Below are 19,300 nucleotides of genomic sequence, written 5' to 3'. Positions count from 1 at the left end.
TTCTCTCTTGAAGGGGCTTTTTTGCTCAGGGCGCTTGCCTGCTGCGCAACCAACGGGCCGCATCCCGGAAATCGAACACCAGCGAGGTGATATCGACGATCAGAAGCACCCGGAGAAAGCCGGCAAAGGCTGGGCTCAGGGGGTCTTCGGAAAACAGCAGAAGCGTCACGATGATGACCAACGGTACCCAGCACAGAATGTGCGGCAAGGCCATCGCACCGCTCATCCCGCGTGCACCCAACATGATAGGCACGTTCAGCGCCATGCCTGAAATTGCAAGCAATGCAATCAGGTGCCCCTGTGGCTGATCCAGAAATGCCAACGGAAGCAGGTTTACCGGTACCAAAACAACGGCTACCCAGACCTGCACCCACACAGGGAGCGTTCGGAAACTGCGCCAGATATCCAGCACCATGGACGTCGCCTTTTCCAGATCCATTGCCCACGACACATAGCAAACGTGTCGCAGGCAAACAGGGTGCTCACGGTATTGTCAGAGAACGGCTGAAAAAGAGCGTTCCAGTTTGGTGACAAGTTCGCCTATCTGCTCGTCATCTATGATGAATGGCGGCGCAAGAAGTATATGGTCTCCGTTCCGGCCATCCCGAGTGCCCGCCATGGGATAACAGATCAACCCTTCGGCCAGCGCCGCCTTCTTTATCTTTCCGGCAATACCCAACGACGGATCAAAGGGCGTCTTCGTCTCGCGATCCGCCACCAATTCCACACCCCGGAACAGGCCACGGCCACGCAAATCGCCCACGTTCGGGTGCTGTCCAAACGCGGCTTCCAGTGCGGAATGCAGTTTGCTGCCCATGCGTCCGGCGCGCGCCGGTAAATTACCCTCTGTCAGTTCACGGACCACCGCAAGAGCCGCGGCCGTAGCGACAGGATGGCCGACATAGGTATGCCCATGTTGGAAAAACCCTGATCCATCGCGAATTGCGCCATAGATTTCATCGGTGCACAGCATCGCCCCGATCGGTTGATATCCTGCGCCCAACCCTTTGGCGATGCAAAGAATATCCGGTGCAACACCGTCGTGATCACAGGCGAACAGATGACCGGTGCGCCCCATGCCGCACATCACCTCATCCAGAATCAGCAGCACGCCATATTGGTCGCAGATTTGCCGGATGCGTTTGAAATACCCCTCAACCGCCGGCACTGCGCCAAGCGTAGCACCGACAACCGGCTCGGCCATGAAAGCCATAACCGTTTCGGGACCAAGGCGCAGAATTTCCGCCTCCAGCTCGTTGGCGACGCGCTGACCGTAGTCAAAGCTGCTCTCACCCTCGGGCTTTTCGGCATATTCATAACAGGCCGAGATATGGGTCATTTCGATCAGCATCGGCGCGAATTGAGCCCGTCTCCAGGCGTTTCCCCCGGCAGACAAGGCCCCCAGAGTGTTGCCATGATAGCTTTGCTTGCGCGCGATCACGTGGCGGCGCTCGGGCTGCCCGATTTCCAGAAAATACTGGCGCGCCAATTTGATGGCCGCTTCGGTCGCCTCGGACCCGCCCGATACGAAATACACCCGGTCCAGATCCCCCGGCGCGTGGTGGATCAGCAGATCGGCCAATGCCTCGGCCGGTTCCGAGGTCATGAACCCGGTATGGGCAAATGCGATCTGTTCCACCTGCTGTTGCACGGCCCGGATCACTGCCGGGTTGGAATGCCCCAGACAGGACACGGCCGCATCGCCGCAATCCAGATATCGCTTGCCGTCGGCATCGATCAGATAAGCGCCGTCGCCACCCGCCGCGACGGGAAGTTCAGATTTGGTGTGGCGTGGGAAAACATGACTCATGTTCCGGTCCTTCCAAGTGTTTCAACCAAAGCCGCGACCGAGGCCGCGTTATCCGCCCAGAGCGTGCCATCCGGTGCCGTCAGGCTGTTTTCGAATCCAACACGCAAGTTACCGCCGCGCCGCGCGGTTTCGACCAGACAGTCATGTTCCTGCGTTCCAAAGGCGCACACCATCCAATTGGCCGGGCTGGACGGAAACGCATCCAGATCCGCTGGCACGGATTGCTGATTCTGACTGTAGCGCCCCAACACAAGCAACCGGTCTGTCTGGTCCGGCTGGACGATACCTTTTGACAGCCAGTCTTCCAGCAGCTTCACATCTTCCGTGTCGTAGAGAATATGCTGAACCCGTGTGCCCTGAGCCGCACATAGCGCATAGACCCGAGGTGCAAGATCAAGGGCCCGCGCGATTTCCCGGACTGAAATCGAGGCCCATTCAGGCCGGACCCGTTGCAGGCAGTCAAACTGCGACGAGACATCGAACACGCCTGCTGCCTCGGTGGTGATCTGAACATCCATGCCCGGCACCACCCTTTTCAGTTCCGCGATTGTTTCGCGATACAATCCGGCATCCAACGTGTGGTGTCCGTCGGCATCCCGTACATGCAGGTGTATGCCATTCGCCCCAGCCTCGTGGCAGCCCCGCGCCGTTGTGACGATCTGATCCGTCGTGACTGGCAAGGCCGGGTGATCCGCGCGGCCCCGCCGGGCCCCGTTCGGAGCAACCAGTATATATGGTTTCGAGGTGGTTTTCACTGTGCTCTCGGTCATTGCGCCCTCGTGTTCCTCTGTCCTCAGCTAATGAGCTCAAGTTTCGTTTTCAATTTACCAATTAGAAAACATATGTTTTGCTTGCCACATGACCCGCGCTCTAACTGCCATCGTTACGCAAATGCGCCGCGAGATCGATGAAATGCCTGCGCAAATGCAGGTCGCTGTAAAGTACATCATCGATCATCCCGCCGAGTTCGCGTTGAATTCGATCCGCACCACCACCGATCGCATCGGCATCAGCTCGAACGTTCTGATCCGGCTGGCGCAACGCATGGGGTATGACAGCTTTGACGCTTTTCGGCGCCCATTTCGAAACGCTCTGACAACCGATGGTGAGGACAGGTTTGGGCAGGATTGGCTGGAACACCTAAAGGAACAAGGACAGTTTGGTGCGGCGCAGGCACGATTTGCGCAGAACGAAATAAATGTCGTGGCCAGATCGCTGCGCCTCATGGCCCCCCAGTTGACGCAACAGGCCGTCGCGCACATCAGGTCGGCGCGCCGCTGTTATGTGACGGCCACACGATCCAGCCACGCGCTGGCCTATTACTTTCACTACGCCGCCCGCATGGCCCATCCCGGGCTTCAGCTGGTGCCCCGCCACATGGGTTCGGCCATCGACGATCTGGTCGAAGCCACCGCCGAGGATTGTCTGTTTGCCATCACGGTTCACCCCTATTCCGCCGACACGATTCAGGCGATGCGGTATGCTCGTGACCGGTCGATGCGCATCGTCCTGTTGTCGGATAGCGAGGTCATCGCACCGGGGGTTGAGCCGGATGTCGTCCTGCCTGTCAGCACGCGAACCCTACACCCGTTTTCCAGTTTTTCGGGGGCAATGGCTGTTCTTGAATGCCTGCTGGGCCATTTGTTTGACGCCGGCGGAGAGACCGCCAGAGAAAGAGTGGATGCCTATCAGAAAGCGCGGGAAGATACCGGTGCGTATTGGCGACCCGGCGTATTGCCAAAGGTCAGAAAACCATAAGCCGGTTCGGTCAAAGCCTCTGGGGTCAACCTCAGAATTCAGCCCCGCTCAGGATCAGCGGCGGATCATTCTTTTCGTTTGGCGCGCGGCTGCGGTCTGGTCGGGATTTCCTTCAGCAATCCTCCGACACCCATTCCGGCAATATCCGATCCGGTCGTTTGGATCCCGCAGGCAACCCGTGACAGAACCCAATCCGCCCCGTTCAACGCCGGAGATCGCGCGCATCCGGGCAACCCGATCACCGGTCGATCCTGCATCGCACCCAGAAACAGCAGGTTTCCCGGATCAACCGGCATCCCGAACCGATCCACCCGCCCGCCGGCAAACCGAACAGCAGACGGGGCAACATCGTCCGGATCCGAGGTCGCGGATCCGGTCAGGATCATGAGCAGATCACCGGTCGTTCTGGTAACCGCCTTGGCCAGCGCATCCACGCGATGCGGCACGATCTGCACATCACACAAATCCAGACCCAGTGCTTCGGTCCGTCCGCGAATGGCGGCGATCCCCTTGTCGTTGGGCGGGCCGCCGGGGATATCCGTGACGATCAAACCTGCCGTCTTGTGAACGGGTCTTGCCAGGCGCACGGCCCCTTGCGCCAAATTGGCGGCCCGCCGAACATCAGCCTCTGGCACGGCATATGAGATAACCTTGATGGTGGCGACCATGCCCTTCGGGCCCATCTGCTGGTATTGCGGAACCGTCGCAACCGTGATCATCGGGTTGACCTGATTGAACATTTCCAGCGCATCCACATCCAGAACCGCCACGCCCGGCCCGTCCGCCAACAGGTTGACCCGGCCGGTGAACGCGTCGGTCACGCGCAGATTGGCCGACGCCGCATCTGGCGCAAGAGCTGCGGCCAAACGACGTGCGGCCTCGTCTTCGTGGCAATCGCCGGGTTCAAGGCGCGCAACGATCACTTCGCGGATGCCCGCCTGCGTCAACTGCGCCACATGCTCTGCTTGCAGTGACAGCCCCTTGCGCAGCTTTTGACCGTCAGCCGTCACCGAATGGGCCAGAATGGCGCCTTTTGCTTCGGAGACGGGTACCGGACCAAACCTCATGCCTTGCCTCGCAGAACGGCCGTCATCTGCGCCAGAATTGCAACGGCAATCTCGGATGGGCCGGCAGCCCCGATATCCAACCCGATTGGCCCATGAATCCTCGAGATTTGCTGTTGGCTGAAACCGGCTGCTTTCATACGCTCGACGCGTTTGGCGTGGGTACGTGTCGATCCCAATGCACCAATGTAAAACACGCCCGCATCCAGTGCAGCTTGCAGCGCCGGATCATCCAGCTTTGGATCATGTGTCAGCAGGACAATTGCGGTGCGCGCATCCAACCCGAGTTTTGCAACGGCCTCATCCGGCCAATCCGTAAGGATCGTTTCCCCCGGAAAACGGGCGCTGGATGCAAACGCGTCGCGCGGGTCTATTATGGCCGGATCATACCCGGCAATTCGCGCCATCGGCACCAATGCCTGTGCGATATGCACCGCACCAACAACGATCAATCGCAGCGGCGGGTTGTGAACGGCCACAAAGGTCTGACCATCTTCTTCAAAACCAGACCGATCCATGCGCAGCCGTTCCGCATAGGCGTTACGACGCAAGGCTCTGTGCCCGGTATCGATATTGACTTCGTAAGCGATGGGTTCACGCGCTGCGCGGGCTGCAACCAGTTCCGCAAGCATCGGTTCGGGCAGTACCTTTCCAACGGGTTCGACAAGAACGCGAATGGTCCCGCCACAGGCCAGCCCGACCGCAAAGGCATCTTCGTCGCTCACCCCGAATTCCAGCAAGCGGGCTTCGCCTTCGTCAATGGCCTCAAGCGCCTCGACGATCACCGCGCCTTCGACACAGCCGCCAGACACAGAGCCCTCGATCCGGCCATCGCCGCCGATCACCAGCTGGGAACCCACCCGGCGTGGCGCGCTGCCCCAGGTTTCGACAACCGTGGCAAGCGCGGCGCCGCTGCCATTGCGGTGCCACTTCAATGCCGTTTCCGGGCTGTTGTCGAATCGTTCCATCAGGACCTCCAGACGTCGTCTGTCTCCAACATAGGCAGGATTGGCGGGATGAAAAGCGCAACGCCCCTGTCAAAACGTCTATGTTGAACCTTGCAAGCCGATGCTAAAGCCTGAACAATATTCAATAAATCATAGTATTGATTGTTATGGGCCCGGGTTTTAGCTTGTGCGGGCAGCGGGCCAGTTGCCCAAGCTGCATACCAAACACATTTTTTCGGAGACAAGCAGTTGAAACATTATCTTGCACTGGGCGCAGTGGTTGGCCTTTTGACTTCGACCGCAGCGTGGGCTGACACATTCGAACGTTATGGAGAGGTCGAGGGCTGGAAAGTCTTCATCGACAACGAAAAGAAATCCTGCCTGATCGAGGCCGTGGACGACGCGGAAAACGTCGTTCAGATGGGCCTGACCGAAGATCGCGGCGTGGGGTATGTGGGGGTATTCACCAAAGCCGATACCGACATCAAACGTGGCGAAACACAAGAAGTGGCCATCCTGATCGGGGACAACATCTATCTGGGTGAAGCCACAGGTATGAAAGGCAACATCACCAAGGGCTATTCCGGGGGCTATGTTCTGTCAGACAACCCGCAATTCGCGGATGATCTGGCCAAGAAAAAGGTCATGATCGTGTTCCCCGAGACATCCTATGCCTTTACCGTCGATCTGACCGGCACCTACAAGGCCATGGAAATGGCCCGGAAGTGCAACGAAGAACAGTTGTCGTAACGGTCTAATCGGAAAGCGCGGCCATCAGCCGTGCTTTCTGCCCCTGGTCGTCAGGTTGTGAAATCACGGCGGCCAGATCCTCGAGCGAGGCAATCGAGTGCCCTGCCCTGAAACTGTCGACATGGGGCAGCATGGCCGCCACCCCCTGCGCCTTGGGGGCAAACCCGTCCCAGCGCAGCAGAGGGTTCAGCCAGATCAGGCGTTTGGAAGACAGGTGCAGCCGCTCGATCTCTTTCTCAAGGCTCTCCGGGTCACCCCGTTCCAAACCGTCGGTGATCAAAAGAACAACCGCACCTTGCCCCATGACACGTCTTGACCAATCTCTGTTGAACTGATGCAGACAGTCGCCGATGCGTGTGCCCCCCTCCCAGTCCTGTGCTTCGGCCCCGGCAGCGGCGAGCGCTGCGTCGACATCCCGATGATGCAAGTGGCGGGTTATGTTGGTGAGGCGCGTGCCGAACGTGAAGGCATGAACCTTGGCCCAACCCGCCCCCTTGGCGTTCGAGACCGTGTGCAGGAAATGCAGAATGACTCGGCTGTACTGGCTCATCGAGCCCGAGATATCGCAAAGCGCAACTAGATTTGGCCATCGCGGTTTGGGTTGCAGCCGGGCGATATCACGCAATTCGCCCCCTTGCCGCATGGCTGCGCGCAAGGTGCGGGCACGATCGATACGGTGCCCCAGATGGCTGGCCTGTCCGCGGCGCGATTCAATGGGTTTGACCGGCAGGGTCATCCGCGCCAATACGCGCTTGGCTTGCGCGATTTCTGCGGTGCTCATCTGTTCGAAGTCCAGGTTGCGAAGACGCTCTTCGGACGATGCCGTTTGCGTGGCGTCAATCTCGATTTCGGTTTCGCCCTCGTCTTGCGCAGCCGGCTGGGGCGTGTCACGTTCGACACCCTCCAGCAGGGCCTCGGCTGCGCGCTTTTCACCGGCATCCGCTTTGCGTTCCTCTTGCACACCCCGAATGGCAGGAAGCATCATGGCCATCATGTGTTCCATGTATCGCGGGTCGCGCCAGTACATTCGGAAAACCTGCGCAAACACCGTGCGATGTTCGGGGCGGTTCACGAAACAGGCGTGCAGCGTCCAGTAGAAATCCCGTTTCTGGGTAAAACCCGCGGCTTGTACCGCACGAATTGCATCGATCACCCGCCCTGGACCAATCGGCAGCCCCGCCTTCCGCAGCGCGCGGGCAAAATGGGTGATGTTCTGCGCCAGCTTCGGGTTGTCGGGAATCTCCAGCGGGATTTGCTCGGCCATAGCGCGTCAGGCCGGTTCAAGCGTCGCTTTGGCCTCATCCAGAATGCGCTTGGCCTCAGACCCTTGCAGCTTCTGGATGTCGTCCTGATATTTCAGGATCGCCCCCAGCGTGTCACCGATCACCTCGGGACTAAGGTTCATCACGTCCAGCGCCAGCAGACATTTGGCCCAGTCAATGGTTTCGGCCACGCCGGGTTTCTTGAACAGGTCCTCGGTGCGCAGACGCTGAACGAAAGCCACGACTTCGCGGCTGAGCGCATCGGCGGCCTCGGGCGCGCGCGCGTGCAGAATTTCGATCTCGCGTTCGAAATCGGGATAATCGACCCAGTGATACAGGCAGCGACGCTTGAGCGCATCGTGCACTTCGCGGGTCCGGTTCGACGTGACAATCACAATGGGTGGTTGGGGTGCTGCAACGGTGCCCAGTTCAGGGATCGTGACCTGAAAATCACTGAGAGCTTCCAGCAGAAAGGCTTCGAACGGTTCATCGGTCCGGTCCAGTTCGTCGATCAGAAGAACTGGCGCTCCGTTTTCGTCGGGGCGCATTGCTTGCAGCAAAGGGCGTTCGATCAGGTATTCATCCGAAAACAGTTCCGCCTGCAACGCGCCCCGGTCGGCCCCGCCCGAAGCTTCGGCCGTTCGGATCGCAACCATCTGCGCCGGAAAGTTCCATTCGTAAACGGCAGAGGACGCGTCCAGACCTTCGTAGCACTGCAACCGGATCAAACGGCGGTTCAGACCGGATGCCAGCGCCTTGGCGATTTCCGTCTTTCCAACTCCGGCTTCGCCTTCCAGAAACAACGGGCGTCCAAGCTTGAGCGACAGGAATACAACCGTGGCAAGGGCCCGCCCGCAAACATAGCCCTGACGTCCCAGCATCTGCTGCACGGCATCGATGGAATTTGGCTGCGTCATGGAAATCCCCTCTACTTCGCGGACAAACAGGTCACGCAAGCGCCTTTGCGTCAAGGCCCCAGCCCCTGTCAGAGCTACGACGTTCCGGTTGGTTGACAAGTTTTTTCGGCAACTCGTTCCGGGCTGGTTGGTCTTTCGGGGCAGCTATGCTAGCGGAAGGCCATGACTGATACCCTCACGATCCGCCGCCCCGACGATTGGCATCTGCATCTGCGCGATGGCGCCATGTTGCAGGCCGTTCTGCCCGAAACTGCACGTCATTTCGCCCGTGCGATCATTATGCCGAACCTCGTGCCGCCGGTCGTGCGCGGGGATCAGGCCGCCGCTTACCGCGACAGAATCCTGGCCGCCCTGCCCGAAGGCATGGTGTTCGAGCCACTGATGACCCTGTACCTGACCGAGGATACAGATGCGCAGGACGTTGCCGCCGCCCATGCCAGCGGGCTGATAAAAGCGGTCAAGCTGTACCCCGCAGGGGCCACGACCAATTCGGCCTCGGGCGTGCGTGACTTTGACAAAGTGCGCCCGGTTCTGGAGAAAATGGCCGAGATCGGCCTGCCCATGTGTGTCCATGGCGAAGTGACCGACGCCGAGATCGACATCTTTGACCGCGAGGCCGTGTTCATCGACCGCGTTCTGGACCCGATCCGAAAATCGACGCCGGGTCTGCGCGTGGTGATGGAACATATCACCACGTCCAATGGCGTGGACTATGTCAAAGCCAACGAAACGGATCTGGGCGCGACGATCACCGCGCACCACCTGATCATCAACCGCAACCATATTCTGGTGGGCGGGATCAAACCGCATTACTATTGCCTTCCGGTCGCCAAGCGCGAGGAACATCGCCTGGCCCTGCTGGCTGCCGCAACGTCGGGCGACACGAGGTTCTTCCTGGGCACGGACAGCGCTCCGCACACGGATGCAAACAAGGAAATGGCCTGCGGCTGTGCGGGGTGTTTCACCGCGACGAATACCATGTCTCTGGTTGCCGAGATGTTCGACAGCGAAGGAGCGCTGGACAAGCTCGAGGCGTTCGTCTCGCTCAACGGGCCGGGCTTTTACCGCCTGCCTGTGAACGAAGAGACGATGACCCTGACCAAAGGCGAGCCGGTTGCATACCCGTCAAAGATCGACACGGGCGATGGACCTGTCACGGTGTTCGACCCGGGCTTTCCACTGCACTGGAGCGTGACTTAACCCGCCATACGTTCGGCCAGATCACGGGCGCGACCGCCGGTGCGCAGCATCGACCAGATCGCGTCCGCCTCATCCGTTCCGATCAGCTTCGACGCTTTGGCGCGCACACGATCCTCGCGGTCAGACAGCGACATTGGGGTCAGCAGGTCATGCGTCGCCTCGCGGCGGATACCGTCGCGACGCAGCAAGGCCAGATGCGCCTGCGTTTCCGACAGGTTTTCATCTGCTTCGACCGTGATGCGATCTTGCAGAGACGCAATGCGCGGGTCCGCGCAGACCTTGTCGGTGTAGCTGCCCGGCAAAGCCGTATCATACCCCAGCGCCTGCATTGCAATGACCGTCCGGTAAGAGAATTTGGCCCCCAACCCGGTTGTGGGCGACAGCTGATTGCACACACTCATCCAACGGGGATGGGTTTTGATTTTGACCTCGGCCACTTCGGGTTCCGCGATGTCCAGCGCGCGCGCCGCTTCCAACGCCGCGTGCAGGCCGTGACAACAGGCGTGGAACTTGTGGCTTACCGTTTCGAACAACCATTCATCACCCAAACCATCCAGCGCGCCTTGATCCGCTGCACCCTGATGTGTCGCGCCAAATCCATACGTGCCTTCCAGCGCGTCGGCGTTGGGTTGAAATCCACGCTGAACAAGCACAGCCGCCTCGACCCCTGCCGAAGCGGCAAGCCCGGCATTGTAAGGCTTGCCCATTGTTCCGAACTGGGCCTTCAGCCCGGCCGCGCGCGTTGCCGTCAAACCCAATACGGACCGCATCTGAACCTTGTCGAATCCAAGCAACCGCCCCACGGCGACAGCGGCCCCGAATGCACCGGATGTCGCTGTCTGGTGGAACCCGGCCTGATAATGCCCCCTGCCCAGCCACAGGCCGACACGGATTGACGTTTCCATACCGACCAGCGCGGCTTCGAGCAGATCGACCAGAATGCGGTCATCCCACTCGGCCACGGCAAGGGCCGCAGGCAGGATGGCGACTGACGGATGCCCGATATGCGCGAAATGCGTGTCATCGTAATCCAGCGCGTGGGATATCGTTCCATTCACCAAAGCTGCGCCGCGCAATGGGGCCGCGCCCCCTCCGAACAGATGGGCCTGAGCGTTCCCGCCCTCGGCCAGAACCATATCGCGTACTATGCAGGATACCGGCTCGGACGCCCCTGCACGACCAACCGCCATCCAATCCAGAACGGACAGCGACGTGACAATCCGCGCTTGAGCCGTCGTTGAAACCGGGCCCGCCGCGAAGGTGGCCAATGCTGCTGTGAAATCCGTCATGAGCGCAGTCTAGCGTGCGCCCTTGCCGCGTAAAGACCTAGGCGTAGAGTTCTTTCGCACGCGCCTCGAATGCGCGGACGATCCGCTGCATGGCTTCGTTGAACACAACGCCGATGATCCCCTGAAGGATGGCGTTCTTGAATTCGAAATCCACATGGAACGAGATGTTGCACCCCCCGTCGGGCGCGTCCTCGAACTGCCAGTCGGATTTCATGTATTTGAAAGGCCCGTCCAGATACTCGGTATCGATCTTCTTCTGATCTGGAAACAGGGTCACCCGGCTGCCGAATCGTTCGCGGAACACCTTGAACGAGATGACCAGATCTGCCTCCATCACCGCGGCCGCACCAACCGCATAGGTCTTGCGGATCCGGGCCGCGGCGCACCAGGGCAGAAACTTTGGGTAGCTGCCCACATCCGCAACAAGATCATACATCTGCTGGGCTGTGTATGGCAGGTGGCGGGTTTCCGAATGGATTGGCATGATGTCCGGTATTTGCAGGTGACAATGGCGCGTCATGTCGTATGTTGCGCGCCAAAGATCAAGGGGGCTGCGATGACTAACCGCGCTTATGTGATAGATGAGATGATCTCGGCCAAGGCCATCGCGGCGCGGATCGAAGAGTTATGCCGCGAAATTACGGATGAGTTCGGCGATACGGACAAGCTTGTCGTCGTGGGATTGCTGCGCGGCAGTTTCGTTTTCATCGCCGATCTGGTGCGGGAACTGGACCTGCCGATCGAAGTGGATTTCCTTGAGGCGTCCTCGTATGGCGATTCGATGGAGAGCAGCCGGGAAGTGCGCATTCTCAAGGACTTGCGCGGTGCGATCGAAGGCCGCGACGTGCTGGTGGTCGAAGACATCGTCGACACCGGGCACACGCTGAACCACGTCACCAACCTGCTGCGCAGCCGCAAGCCGAAACGGCTCAAGTCGATTGCCCTGCTCGACAAACCCAGCCGTCGCGAAGTTGATTTCCGGTCAGACTGGATAGGCTTTGAAATTCCGGATGAATTCGTCGTGGGTTACGGGATCGATTACGCTCAGCGCAACCGCAACCTGCCGTTTATCGGTAAAGTCCGGTTCACCGAGGACTAGCCGCACTTTACCCAGGCAATTTGAGTGGCTACCCAGCGCCCCAAATTCAAAAAACCGAATAATAATAGACAAACTTATTCGCGCGCCCTTACTCTTTCTGTCAGCACGGGAGGATTATGGATGAAGCGTGTAGTTGCGACAGCTGTTGTCGTTATGGCGATCGTGGCACTTGCAAGTTCGGGTGCTGCAAAAGACAACAAGGGCAAAGGGCAAGGTGCCAATAAAAACAAGGTAGAGAAATCCATCAAGTCAAACGGCAAAGCCGTACCGCCCGGTCAAATCAAAAGATACACGCGCGGGCAGAAGCTGCCGGGTGATCTGAGTTTTGACTATATCGACGATCTCGACAACTGGAAGCTCAAGCCTTTGGGGCCCGGCCAGCGCTATATCCGGGTGGATGATGAAATACTCTCGATATCTGATGATACAAAGACAGTTATAGAAGCCGTTGGAATCGTTGGCGATCTGGTCAAATAAGTGGATCGTGACTAGCAGGTTTTGCCAAGCACGACATCAATCGCGCTCAGGAAAATCCCGGTTCCAATCGGAATAAGCGCATCCGGGAAATCGTAATCCGGGTTGTGCAGTTGCGGATGGTCCTGCCCCGCCCCCAACCAGAACATGGCCACCTGCGCGCCTTTGCCAAATTGGCCGAAGTCTTCGGAAAAACGCTGTGGCCGATCGACCAGCCGGCACGCGACGTCCCGATCGGCACAGGCTTTGGCCAAAACCGCAACGGTTTCTCGGTCATTGGCGCAGGCTTCGAACACCTCGTCATAGCTGATTTCGAACGCCAGCCCCTCGGCCTTCGCCGTGTTTTTGACCAAAGCTTCGGCCTCGGCCATCAGGCTTTCCATCCGCGCGTCCGAAACCGTGCGCAGTGTCACCCACAATTCGGCCCTCCCCGGTGCGACACCAACTGTGCGCTCACCCAGTGAGGCGTGGGTGACCGTGGTCAAAGCGTAGGTGTCATCCAAGTCGCCACCCGCCCCCAATCTGGCCAATGCCGGCATCAACGTCGACAAAGCACCTGCCGGTGACACGCCGTCCTGAGGGGCGGCTGCGTGTGAGGTTTTGCCTGTCAGAACGATTTGCATCCCGCGCGAGGCACAGTTCGCGGGACCTTCACACAGTTCCACGGCGCCCAGCTCCAGCCCCGGCAAATTATGCAGAGACAGCACGATGTCGGGCGAAACCTCAGCGAACTGAGGATCGGCCCGATAAGCAATCGCACCATGTCCGGTTTCCTCGGCGGGTTGGAAGATCAGAACCACGCGGCCAGATTTTGGGCGCTGTTCCTTCAACGCCTCCGCCACCCCGAGAACCATCACCATGTGGCCATCATGGCCGCACAGATGACCCTTGCCTGCAATCTGAGATGTATATTCCAGATCCGAGAGTTCCTGAATTGGCAGCCCATCCAGCTCGCATCGAATTCCAACCGTGGGTCCGGCAATACCGCTTTCGTAAACGGCCGCAACACCGTGCCCGCCGATGCCGCACAGAACCCTGTCCGCACCCGCTTGGCGCAAAAGATCTGCAACCCGCGTTGCGGTATGCTTCTCCTGCCCCGAAAGCTCTGGCTGTTGGTGAAACTCGTGGCGCAGGCGGATGAGCTGCGCGATCCGCTCCGGCGTCACGCTTGCTGTAGCTTTGCTTGCCGGGCCGCGCGAAGCCGGGCGAAATCGTCGCCCGCGTGGTATGAAGACCGGGTCAGAGGCGTCGCGGATACCATCAGGAACCCCTTGCCATAAGCCGCCTTTTCGTAAGATGCGAACTCTTCCGGGGTTACGAACCGATCCACTCCGTGATGTTTCGGTGTCGGTTGCAGGTACTGGCCGATGGTCAGGAAATCGATATCCGCCGCGCGCATGTCATCCATGACCTGACGCACTTGCTGTTCGTTTTCGCCCAACCCGACCATGATGCCCGATTTGGTGAAGATCGACGGATCAAGTTCTTTCACCCGCTGTAGCAGACGCAGGGAATGAAAGTACCGCGCGCCCGGGCGCACTTCGGGGTAGAGACCCGGTACCGTTTCCAGATTGTGGTTGAACACATCCGGTTTCGCTTCGACCACGGTCTCAAGGACAGTGTTGTCGCATTTCAGGAAATCCGGCGTCAGAATCTCGATCGTGGTTTTCGGAGAACGATGACGTACCGCGCGGATTGTCTGCGCAAAGTGCTCGGCCCCTCCGTCTTGCAGGTCGTCACGGTCCACCGAGGTGATCACCACGTGGTTCAGGCCAAGTTTTTCGACCGCATGGGCCACGCGACCGGGTTCAAATGCGTCAAGATCGTCGGGGCGACCGGTTGCAATGTTGCAGAAGGTGCAGCCGCGCGTACAAATCTCGCCCATGATCATCATGGTGGCATGACCTTGGCTCCAGCATTCTCCTACGTTGGGGCACCCCGCTTCTTCGCAGACCGTCACCAGATTGTTGTCGCGCATGATCCGCCGCGTATCCGCATAGCCCTTGCCACCGGGTGCCTTGACCCTGATCCAGTTCGGCTTTTTGGGCTGTGCATTGTCCGGACGATGGGCTTTTTCCGGGTGGCGCTCTTCGGGGATCTTCAGATCTCGCACGGTCGTTTTCCTGACTTTGGGTCAACTCTTGTTGCTCATAACATAGTCAGAAGCGCGGTGTTAGACCAGCGGCGCATAGCCGCTATGCGTTGAACCCTCGCAAGCGCAGAAAGACATCATGCGCGTATTCGTATTTGCGATTTAATTTCAATATATAGCAAGACGTTGGCCTTATTCGCAATCGCAGCGTTTACGCGATTGAATGCGGTTTAGAACTGTTTTAATTCACACCAAAATCATATGTGAATCACAGGAGTTTGACTATGAAAACCGGCGCAAAACTGCCCGACGTGACCTTTCACACCCGTGTCCGTGACGATTCCATCGAAGGACCAAACCCATTCCGTTGGGAAGACAAGACGACAGCTGACTATTTCGCCGGTAAGCGCGTGATCCTGTTCTCATTGCCGGGTGCGTTCACCCCGACCTGTTCGACTTATCAGCTGCCTGGGTTTGAGAACGGCTATGCCGATTTCAAAGCCATGGGAATCGACGAAATTTACTGCATGTCCGTCAACGACAGTTTCGTGATGAACAAATGGGCCCAGGATCAGGAGCTGAAGAACGTGAAAGTCATCCCCGACGGATCGGGGGAGTTCACCCGGAAAATGGGCATGTTGGTCGACAAGGACAACGTGGGTTTCGGAATGCGCTCGTGGCGCTATGCGGCCATCGTCAATGATGGCGTTGTCGAGGCGTGGTTCGAAGAGCCCGGCCTGATGGATAACTGCCCAGAAGATCCCTATGGCGTGTCCTCGCCGGAAAACCTGATGAAACACCTGAAGGCGTCAGCAGAACCTGAAATGGCCTAAGCCGCAAATCCAAAGAAAAGGCCCGTATACACCGGGCCTTTTTTCTGTTCAGCCGATCATCCGATCTCGTTCCGCCTGTTCCTGATAATGCCGTTTCAGCCGTTGCAGGGCGATCCGCAGGACGATTTTGCCGGACCGCGCTGACCAACCCATTCGCTTTTCCGCCAGCTCCAACCCTTCCAGATAGCAACAGCATCGCAACGCAACATCACTCAGACCTGGCCCCAGGTCGGACAAGGCACGTGCAACGCGGTCCTTCGCATCAGAAGCCCCCTTTCCCCCATGGCTTTCACTGTCAAAGCTGCTTCGACCACCTGTCGTCAGAAAACGATCCCAGTTCTGCGAAACCTGAGGGCCGATCTGTGCCAGCTCAAAATCTTCGCGCAAGCGCTCGCCGGCGCTGACAAGTGAGTCATCCAGAAACGGTTTTCCGTCACGATCCCGTCTGCGCGACAATGCTATCAGCGGGCTTTCCGCAGCACTGTACCGAATGCGTTTGACCCGCTCGGCGGACCCGCCCGAAGGCTTGCCCTGAAAGCTACTCTGAGCTTCGGCAAAACCAAAGTCAGTCCCGGCACGTGCCTTGTTTTCTGCCTTGGCGATCAAATGGCTTAGCGCCGTTCGTCCCGCTGCGGAAATCCGATATCGCGAAATGCGTCCGGGATTGTCGCAGGTGATCCAGTCTTTCAAAGCCAAGGCCTGCGCGATCCTGCATTCTACGACTGCGGTTCTTGTAGCCCCGGCATTGCCGGTGTCGCGTACGACGACCGCCTTGTCCATTTCCTCGGCCACGGCAAGGACCGAACCCGTCTCGCTCAGGCGGCGCAACACACGCAGTGCCTCATTTTCAAATTCTTCTTCAGCCGCGTTTTCTGACCCGCTTGCCGGGCCGTCGGCGCACTCCGAAGCTGAAAAATGTGTCTCTGCGAGCGATTGCAAGGCCGCATCCACCAATGGATCGTCGCGGCGCATTTCGATGCGTCGAATTTGCCTGAGGATAGTTGACGCATGGCACCCGGCTGATCGCGCGATATCGCGGATCGAGCGACCGGTCTCGGTATGAGCAAGGTATCTTTGCGCCCCTTCTGGAACCCATGCCGGAATGGTGAAAGCCATGTTGTTTTCCATAATTATTTGCCCTCGTCGACAAAACAAACTGCCACTTTTCGCCCTCGGAATGTGGGTTAACCAAATCTAACTAGAGGTCCATTCGTTACTCGTTCGTTAACCACACAAGGCAAGAACCAGATTTGATTCAAAAAGATAAACAGTCGTGAAACCATCGTTCGGGGAGACTCTGACCAAGGCAACACCCGCTTAAGTTGTGCAAAAACAGGATCCATCAATTTCCGAAAAAAGGACACATAACATGCAGGACCTGATGACAATGATCGCAACCCTCCGCCGCCCACGCATGTTGGCGCGTGCTGCCAGATTCGGGGCGCGGGATTACAATCGGGACAGGCATCTGCAACGTATTCTGGGATACGGGTCGCTGCCCGGTTCAGGTCAGGCGCTGCTGCGTTTGCTTGAGATGGAGAAAGAGGTAAATGAACTGCGAAAAGAAGATGATGCCGCCTACTCATTGGTGCGGCATCTGGATCTGCTTATTGCGCTGTTGGGTGAGGCGCAGCTGTATCAGGCCAGCCGCGCCTCGGTTCTTCAATAATCAGGCGAAAGCATCCGGCATGGAGGCCTTTTTCTCGGCGATATAGGCTTCCAGCGCCGCCGCGGTATCCGGGTCCATCTGTGGTTGCTGATAATTGGCCAGCAAATGTTCTACTCGCGCCGTGGCCAAAGCCCGCGTGTCACGCGCACCCTCTTCCTGCCAGGTTTCATATGGCTTGTAGTCCAGCACTTCGGATTTCCAGAAGGATTCCTTGAAGTTGGCCTGCGTATGGGCACAGCCGAGATAGTGACCACCCGGCCCTACTTCGCGGATTGCGTCCATGGCCTGCGCGTTTTCATCATAGGCCACGCCCTTGGCCAGTGAATGCAGCACGCCCAACTGATCCGCATCCATGACGAACTTCTCGAAATCGGCGACCAGACCGCCTTCCAGCCAGCCGCAGGAATGCAGCATGAAATTCACGCCCGAAAGCAGACCCATGTTCAGCGAATTCGCTGTTTCGTAAGCCGCCTGCGCATCCGGCAGTTTCGAGCCGCAGAACGACCCGGCCGAGCGGTATGGCAGGTTCAGACGACGCGCCAGCTGGCCTGCACCATACGTGATATGCGCGGCTTCTGGTGTGCCGAAGGTGGGTGCGCCCGAGTTCATATCGATCGACGTCACGAACGCGCCGAAAATCGCAGGAGCACCCGGACGGATGATCTGGCTGTAGGCAACACCGGCCATGACTTCAGCCAGAACCTGGGTCAAAGTACCGGCCACCGAGACCGGCGCCATCGCTCCGCCCACGATGAAGGGCGAGATGATGCAGGCCTGATTGTTGCGCGCATAAACCTCCAACGACCCCATCATCACATCGTCGAATGTCATCGGCGAGTTGATGTTGGTCAGCGAGGTCATCACGGTGTTTTCCTGCACGAACTCCTTGCCGAACAGGATTTCGCACATTTCAACCGAATCCTGTGCCCGGCTGGGATCGGTTACCGAGCCCATGAAAGGCTTGTCAGACAGGGTCATATGCGCCTTCAGCATGTCCAGATGGCGCTTGTTCACCGGAATGTCGGTCGGCTCGCAAACCGTACCGCCCGAGTGGTGCAACCACTTGGACATGTAGGCAAGTTTCACGAACTTGTTGAAATCGTCCATGGTTGCATAGCGGCGCCCACCCTGTGCATCACGCACGAACGGAGGTCCGTAAACCGGGGCCAGAACCATGTTGCGGCCACCGATCACAACCGATTTTTCGGGGTTGCGGGCGTGCTGGGTAAACTGGCTGGGGGCTGTCTTGATCAGCTCACGTGCCAGACCACGCGGAATGCGCACACGCTCACCGTCGATATCTGCGCCCGCGTCACGCCACCGCTCCAAAGCAGCTGGATTGTCGACAAAGTTGACGCCGATTTCTTCCAGCACGGTTTCAGCGTTGTTTTCGATAATCTCAAGCGCCTCTTCGTTGAGGATCTCGAAATTCGGAATGTTGCGTTCGATGTATTTCGCAGTCTCGATACGAACTGCGGTACGCTCGGCACGGCGGGCAGCGCCACCGCCACCTCTCGCCCTGCGCCGGGTGTTTGCCTCTGCCATGAGAAAATCCCGTCTGATTGGTTAGATTGAGCGTTTTGATACAGGTTTGCCGGAACTCAAGCATAGGGATTGCGGCGCTCTGGGGGGAAAAGCGACATCGCCGCCCCACCAAGAAGCAACCGGTCAGTCAGGATCGACCGCCAAAGCTTTCTCCATGGTAAGGCCGCTGCCCGACTGATCCGACACTTTCCAGCCCATGTGCCGATACATCGCAATCGTGTTTTTCATCATTTTATGAGTTCGCAACTTCAACTTGGATAGATTCCGCGCCTGTGCTTCTTCTTCGGCAAACTGCATCAATTGCCGCGCAACCCCCTGCCCTTGGGCTTCGGGCGCAACCGCAAGGTTGAACACCATGATTGCATCGTCAACCTGGTCAAAAACGATGACCCCGACTATACCGCCGGATATCGCAAGCACGACGCGGTGGGTCTTGATGTCATCCGCGATTCCGGCAGTAACGTCAGGCAGATCCTCGATCCGGCTCATCGCGTCTGCATAAGCCCTTTCCAGGCAGCGCGTTACCTCGTCTGCATCTACCACAGCAGCCGTTCTGAACTCGATCTTCGACATGGCACCTGATCTTTCCGC

General features: G+C 58.5%; 21 protein-coding genes. 7 read left to right on the top strand and 14 right to left on the bottom strand.

Translation table 11 applies throughout. The features are described 5' to 3' along the window. Positions 1 to 25: 25 nt before the first annotated feature. Genes FIU92_RS06700 through FIU92_RS06690 form a run of 3 tightly spaced genes read right to left on the bottom strand, consistent with a single transcriptional unit; the run spans position 26 to position 2,580 of the window. Entirely contained in the window at positions 26 to 439 is a 414-nt protein-coding gene (locus FIU92_RS06700; protein WP_152457831.1) for a hypothetical protein, read from the bottom strand. Between the two features lie 54 nt (positions 440 to 493). Then, complete coding sequence (locus FIU92_RS06695) at positions 494 to 1,810, bottom strand: aspartate aminotransferase family protein (RefSeq protein ID WP_152457830.1); 1,317 nt, start codon at positions 1,808 to 1,810, stop codon at positions 494 to 496. Beyond that, the gene (locus FIU92_RS06690; protein ID WP_152457829.1) at positions 1,807 to 2,580 is read right to left on the bottom strand and encodes a 3-keto-5-aminohexanoate cleavage protein; all 774 of its coding nucleotides are present in this window, start codon (positions 2,578 to 2,580) and stop codon (positions 1,807 to 1,809) included. Before FIU92_RS06690 ends, FIU92_RS06695 begins: the two co-directional genes overlap by 4 nt. Before the next feature lie 88 nt (positions 2,581 to 2,668). Here FIU92_RS06690 and FIU92_RS06685 point away from each other — a divergent pair, with 88 nt between their 5' ends. Further along, positions 2,669 to 3,568, top strand: a complete 900-nt coding sequence (locus FIU92_RS06685) for a MurR/RpiR family transcriptional regulator (RefSeq protein ID WP_152457828.1) — start codon at positions 2,669 to 2,671, stop codon at positions 3,566 to 3,568. 65 nt (positions 3,569 to 3,633) lie between these two features. Here the strand turns inward: FIU92_RS06685 and FIU92_RS06680 are convergent, their stop codons facing one another. Then, complete coding sequence (locus FIU92_RS06680; RefSeq protein ID WP_152457827.1) at positions 3,634 to 4,635, bottom strand: molybdopterin-binding protein; 1,002 nt, start codon at positions 4,633 to 4,635, stop codon at positions 3,634 to 3,636. Further along, positions 4,632 to 5,600, bottom strand: coding sequence for an XdhC family protein (locus tag FIU92_RS06675; protein ID WP_152457826.1), 969 nt, complete (start codon positions 5,598 to 5,600; stop codon positions 4,632 to 4,634). Before FIU92_RS06675 ends, FIU92_RS06680 begins: the two co-directional genes overlap by 4 nt. A gap of 228 nt (positions 5,601 to 5,828) precedes the next feature. On the opposite strand from FIU92_RS06675, the gene FIU92_RS06670 reads away from it, so the two are divergent. Further along, positions 5,829 to 6,329, top strand: coding sequence for a hypothetical protein (locus FIU92_RS06670; RefSeq protein WP_152457825.1), 501 nt, complete (start codon positions 5,829 to 5,831; stop codon positions 6,327 to 6,329). 4 nt (positions 6,330 to 6,333) lie between these two features. On the opposite strand, the gene FIU92_RS06665 is transcribed toward FIU92_RS06670, so the two are convergent. Both FIU92_RS06665 and FIU92_RS06660 read right to left on the bottom strand, forming a co-directional pair. Further along, positions 6,334 to 7,593, bottom strand: a complete 1,260-nt coding sequence (locus FIU92_RS06665) for a VWA domain-containing protein (RefSeq protein ID WP_152457824.1) — start codon at positions 7,591 to 7,593, stop codon at positions 6,334 to 6,336. A gap of 6 nt (positions 7,594 to 7,599) precedes the next feature. Next, on the bottom strand, positions 7,600 to 8,508 hold the full coding sequence (locus FIU92_RS06660; protein WP_152457823.1) for a MoxR family ATPase: 909 nt from the start codon (positions 8,506 to 8,508) through the stop codon (positions 7,600 to 7,602). Between the two features lie 162 nt (positions 8,509 to 8,670). Here FIU92_RS06660 and pyrC point away from each other — a divergent pair, with 162 nt between their 5' ends. Then, entirely contained in the window at positions 8,671 to 9,708 is a 1,038-nt protein-coding gene (pyrC, locus tag FIU92_RS06655) for a dihydroorotase (RefSeq protein WP_152457822.1), read from the top strand. Here pyrC and FIU92_RS06650 read toward each other — a convergent pair. Then, positions 9,705 to 10,997 (bottom strand): MmgE/PrpD family protein, encoded by a 1,293-nt coding sequence (locus FIU92_RS06650; protein ID WP_152457821.1) that lies wholly within the window; start codon positions 10,995 to 10,997, stop codon positions 9,705 to 9,707. The two genes, pyrC and FIU92_RS06650, sit on opposite strands and share 4 nt — an antisense overlap. A gap of 37 nt (positions 10,998 to 11,034) precedes the next feature. After that, complete coding sequence (locus FIU92_RS06645) at positions 11,035 to 11,481, bottom strand: type II toxin-antitoxin system RatA family toxin (protein ID WP_152459850.1); 447 nt, start codon at positions 11,479 to 11,481, stop codon at positions 11,035 to 11,037. Positions 11,482 to 11,553: 72 nt separating this feature from the next. Between FIU92_RS06645 and hpt the strand changes: the two genes are divergently transcribed. Then, positions 11,554 to 12,096, top strand: coding sequence for a hypoxanthine phosphoribosyltransferase (gene hpt, locus FIU92_RS06640; RefSeq protein WP_152457820.1), 543 nt, complete (start codon positions 11,554 to 11,556; stop codon positions 12,094 to 12,096). Between the two features lie 24 nt (positions 12,097 to 12,120). After that, complete coding sequence (locus tag FIU92_RS06635) at positions 12,121 to 12,573, top strand: hypothetical protein (RefSeq protein ID WP_152457819.1); 453 nt, start codon at positions 12,121 to 12,123, stop codon at positions 12,571 to 12,573. 11 nt (positions 12,574 to 12,584) lie between these two features. Here the strand turns inward: FIU92_RS06635 and FIU92_RS06630 are convergent, their stop codons facing one another. After that, positions 12,585 to 13,736, bottom strand: a complete 1,152-nt coding sequence (locus FIU92_RS06630) for an amidohydrolase (RefSeq protein WP_152457818.1) — start codon at positions 13,734 to 13,736, stop codon at positions 12,585 to 12,587. Continuing rightward, positions 13,733 to 14,683, bottom strand: coding sequence for a lipoyl synthase (lipA, locus tag FIU92_RS06625; RefSeq protein ID WP_152457817.1), 951 nt, complete (start codon positions 14,681 to 14,683; stop codon positions 13,733 to 13,735). The genes FIU92_RS06630 and lipA overlap by 4 nt, the downstream gene beginning before the upstream one ends. Before the next feature lie 263 nt (positions 14,684 to 14,946). On the opposite strand from lipA, the gene FIU92_RS06620 reads away from it, so the two are divergent. Continuing rightward, on the top strand, positions 14,947 to 15,495 hold the full coding sequence (locus tag FIU92_RS06620; protein WP_152457816.1) for a peroxiredoxin: 549 nt from the start codon (positions 14,947 to 14,949) through the stop codon (positions 15,493 to 15,495). A gap of 48 nt (positions 15,496 to 15,543) precedes the next feature. Here FIU92_RS06620 and FIU92_RS06615 read toward each other — a convergent pair whose 3' ends face one another. Beyond that, positions 15,544 to 16,623 carry a DUF6456 domain-containing protein gene (locus FIU92_RS06615; RefSeq protein ID WP_152457815.1) on the bottom strand — a complete coding sequence of 360 codons (1,080 nt, stop codon included), beginning with the start codon at positions 16,621 to 16,623 and terminating at the stop codon, positions 15,544 to 15,546. Positions 16,624 to 16,864: 241 nt separating this feature from the next. Here FIU92_RS06615 and FIU92_RS06610 point away from each other — a divergent pair, with 241 nt between their 5' ends. Next, positions 16,865 to 17,164 carry a DUF6477 family protein gene (locus FIU92_RS06610; protein WP_152457814.1) on the top strand — a complete coding sequence of 100 codons (300 nt, stop codon included), beginning with the start codon at positions 16,865 to 16,867 and terminating at the stop codon, positions 17,162 to 17,164. Here the strand turns inward: FIU92_RS06610 and FIU92_RS06605 are convergent, their stop codons facing one another. Beyond that, on the bottom strand, positions 17,165 to 18,709 hold the full coding sequence (locus FIU92_RS06605) for a trimethylamine methyltransferase family protein (protein WP_152457813.1): 1,545 nt from the start codon (positions 18,707 to 18,709) through the stop codon (positions 17,165 to 17,167). Between the two features lie 123 nt (positions 18,710 to 18,832). Next, a complete protein-coding gene (locus tag FIU92_RS06600; protein WP_152457812.1) occupies positions 18,833 to 19,282 on the bottom strand; it encodes a GNAT family N-acetyltransferase in 450 nt (149 codons plus the stop codon). Positions 19,283 to 19,300 lie beyond the last annotated feature (18 nt).

It is taken from the genome of Ruegeria sp. THAF33 (genome assembly GCF_009363615.1).
GTDB lineage: Bacteria > Pseudomonadota > Alphaproteobacteria > Rhodobacterales > Rhodobacteraceae > Ruegeria.
Note: the sequence above shows the minus strand (reverse complement) of the source record. Positions and strands in the feature narration are given on the sequence as shown.

Coding starts and splice junctions, on each gene's coding strand:
- FIU92_RS06695 (WP_152457830.1), bottom strand. CDS start 1,810: ATGAGTCATGTTTTCCCACGCCACACCAAATCTGAACTTCCCGTCGCG.
- FIU92_RS06680 (WP_152457827.1), bottom strand. CDS start 4,635: ATGAGGTTTGGTCCGGTACCCGTCTCCGAAGCAAAAGGCGCCATTCTG.
- FIU92_RS06665 (WP_152457824.1), bottom strand. CDS start 7,593: ATGGCCGAGCAAATCCCGCTGGAGATTCCCGACAACCCGAAGCTGGCG.
- FIU92_RS06645 (WP_152459850.1), bottom strand. CDS start 11,481: ATGCCAATCCATTCGGAAACCCGCCACCTGCCATACACAGCCCAGCAG.
- FIU92_RS06620 (WP_152457816.1), top strand. CDS start 14,947: ATGAAAACCGGCGCAAAACTGCCCGACGTGACCTTTCACACCCGTGTC.
- FIU92_RS06605 (WP_152457813.1), bottom strand. CDS start 18,709: ATGGCAGAGGCAAACACCCGGCGCAGGGCGAGAGGTGGCGGTGGCGCT.
- hpt (WP_152457820.1), top strand. CDS start 11,554: ATGACTAACCGCGCTTATGTGATAGATGAGATGATCTCGGCCAAGGCC.
- FIU92_RS06690 (WP_152457829.1), bottom strand. CDS start 2,580: ATGACCGAGAGCACAGTGAAAACCACCTCGAAACCATATATACTGGTT.
- FIU92_RS06675 (WP_152457826.1), bottom strand. CDS start 5,600: ATGGAACGATTCGACAACAGCCCGGAAACGGCATTGAAGTGGCACCGC.
- FIU92_RS06610 (WP_152457814.1), top strand. CDS start 16,865: ATGCAGGACCTGATGACAATGATCGCAACCCTCCGCCGCCCACGCATG.
- FIU92_RS06700 (WP_152457831.1), bottom strand. CDS start 439: ATGGATCTGGAAAAGGCGACGTCCATGGTGCTGGATATCTGGCGCAGT.
- pyrC (WP_152457822.1), top strand. CDS start 8,671: ATGACTGATACCCTCACGATCCGCCGCCCCGACGATTGGCATCTGCAT.
- FIU92_RS06660 (WP_152457823.1), bottom strand. CDS start 8,508: ATGACGCAGCCAAATTCCATCGATGCCGTGCAGCAGATGCTGGGACGT.
- FIU92_RS06650 (WP_152457821.1), bottom strand. CDS start 10,997: ATGACGGATTTCACAGCAGCATTGGCCACCTTCGCGGCGGGCCCGGTT.
- FIU92_RS06685 (WP_152457828.1), top strand. CDS start 2,669: ATGACCCGCGCTCTAACTGCCATCGTTACGCAAATGCGCCGCGAGATC.
- FIU92_RS06615 (WP_152457815.1), bottom strand. CDS start 16,623: ATGGAAAACAACATGGCTTTCACCATTCCGGCATGGGTTCCAGAAGGG.
- FIU92_RS06600 (WP_152457812.1), bottom strand. CDS start 19,282: ATGTCGAAGATCGAGTTCAGAACGGCTGCTGTGGTAGATGCAGACGAG.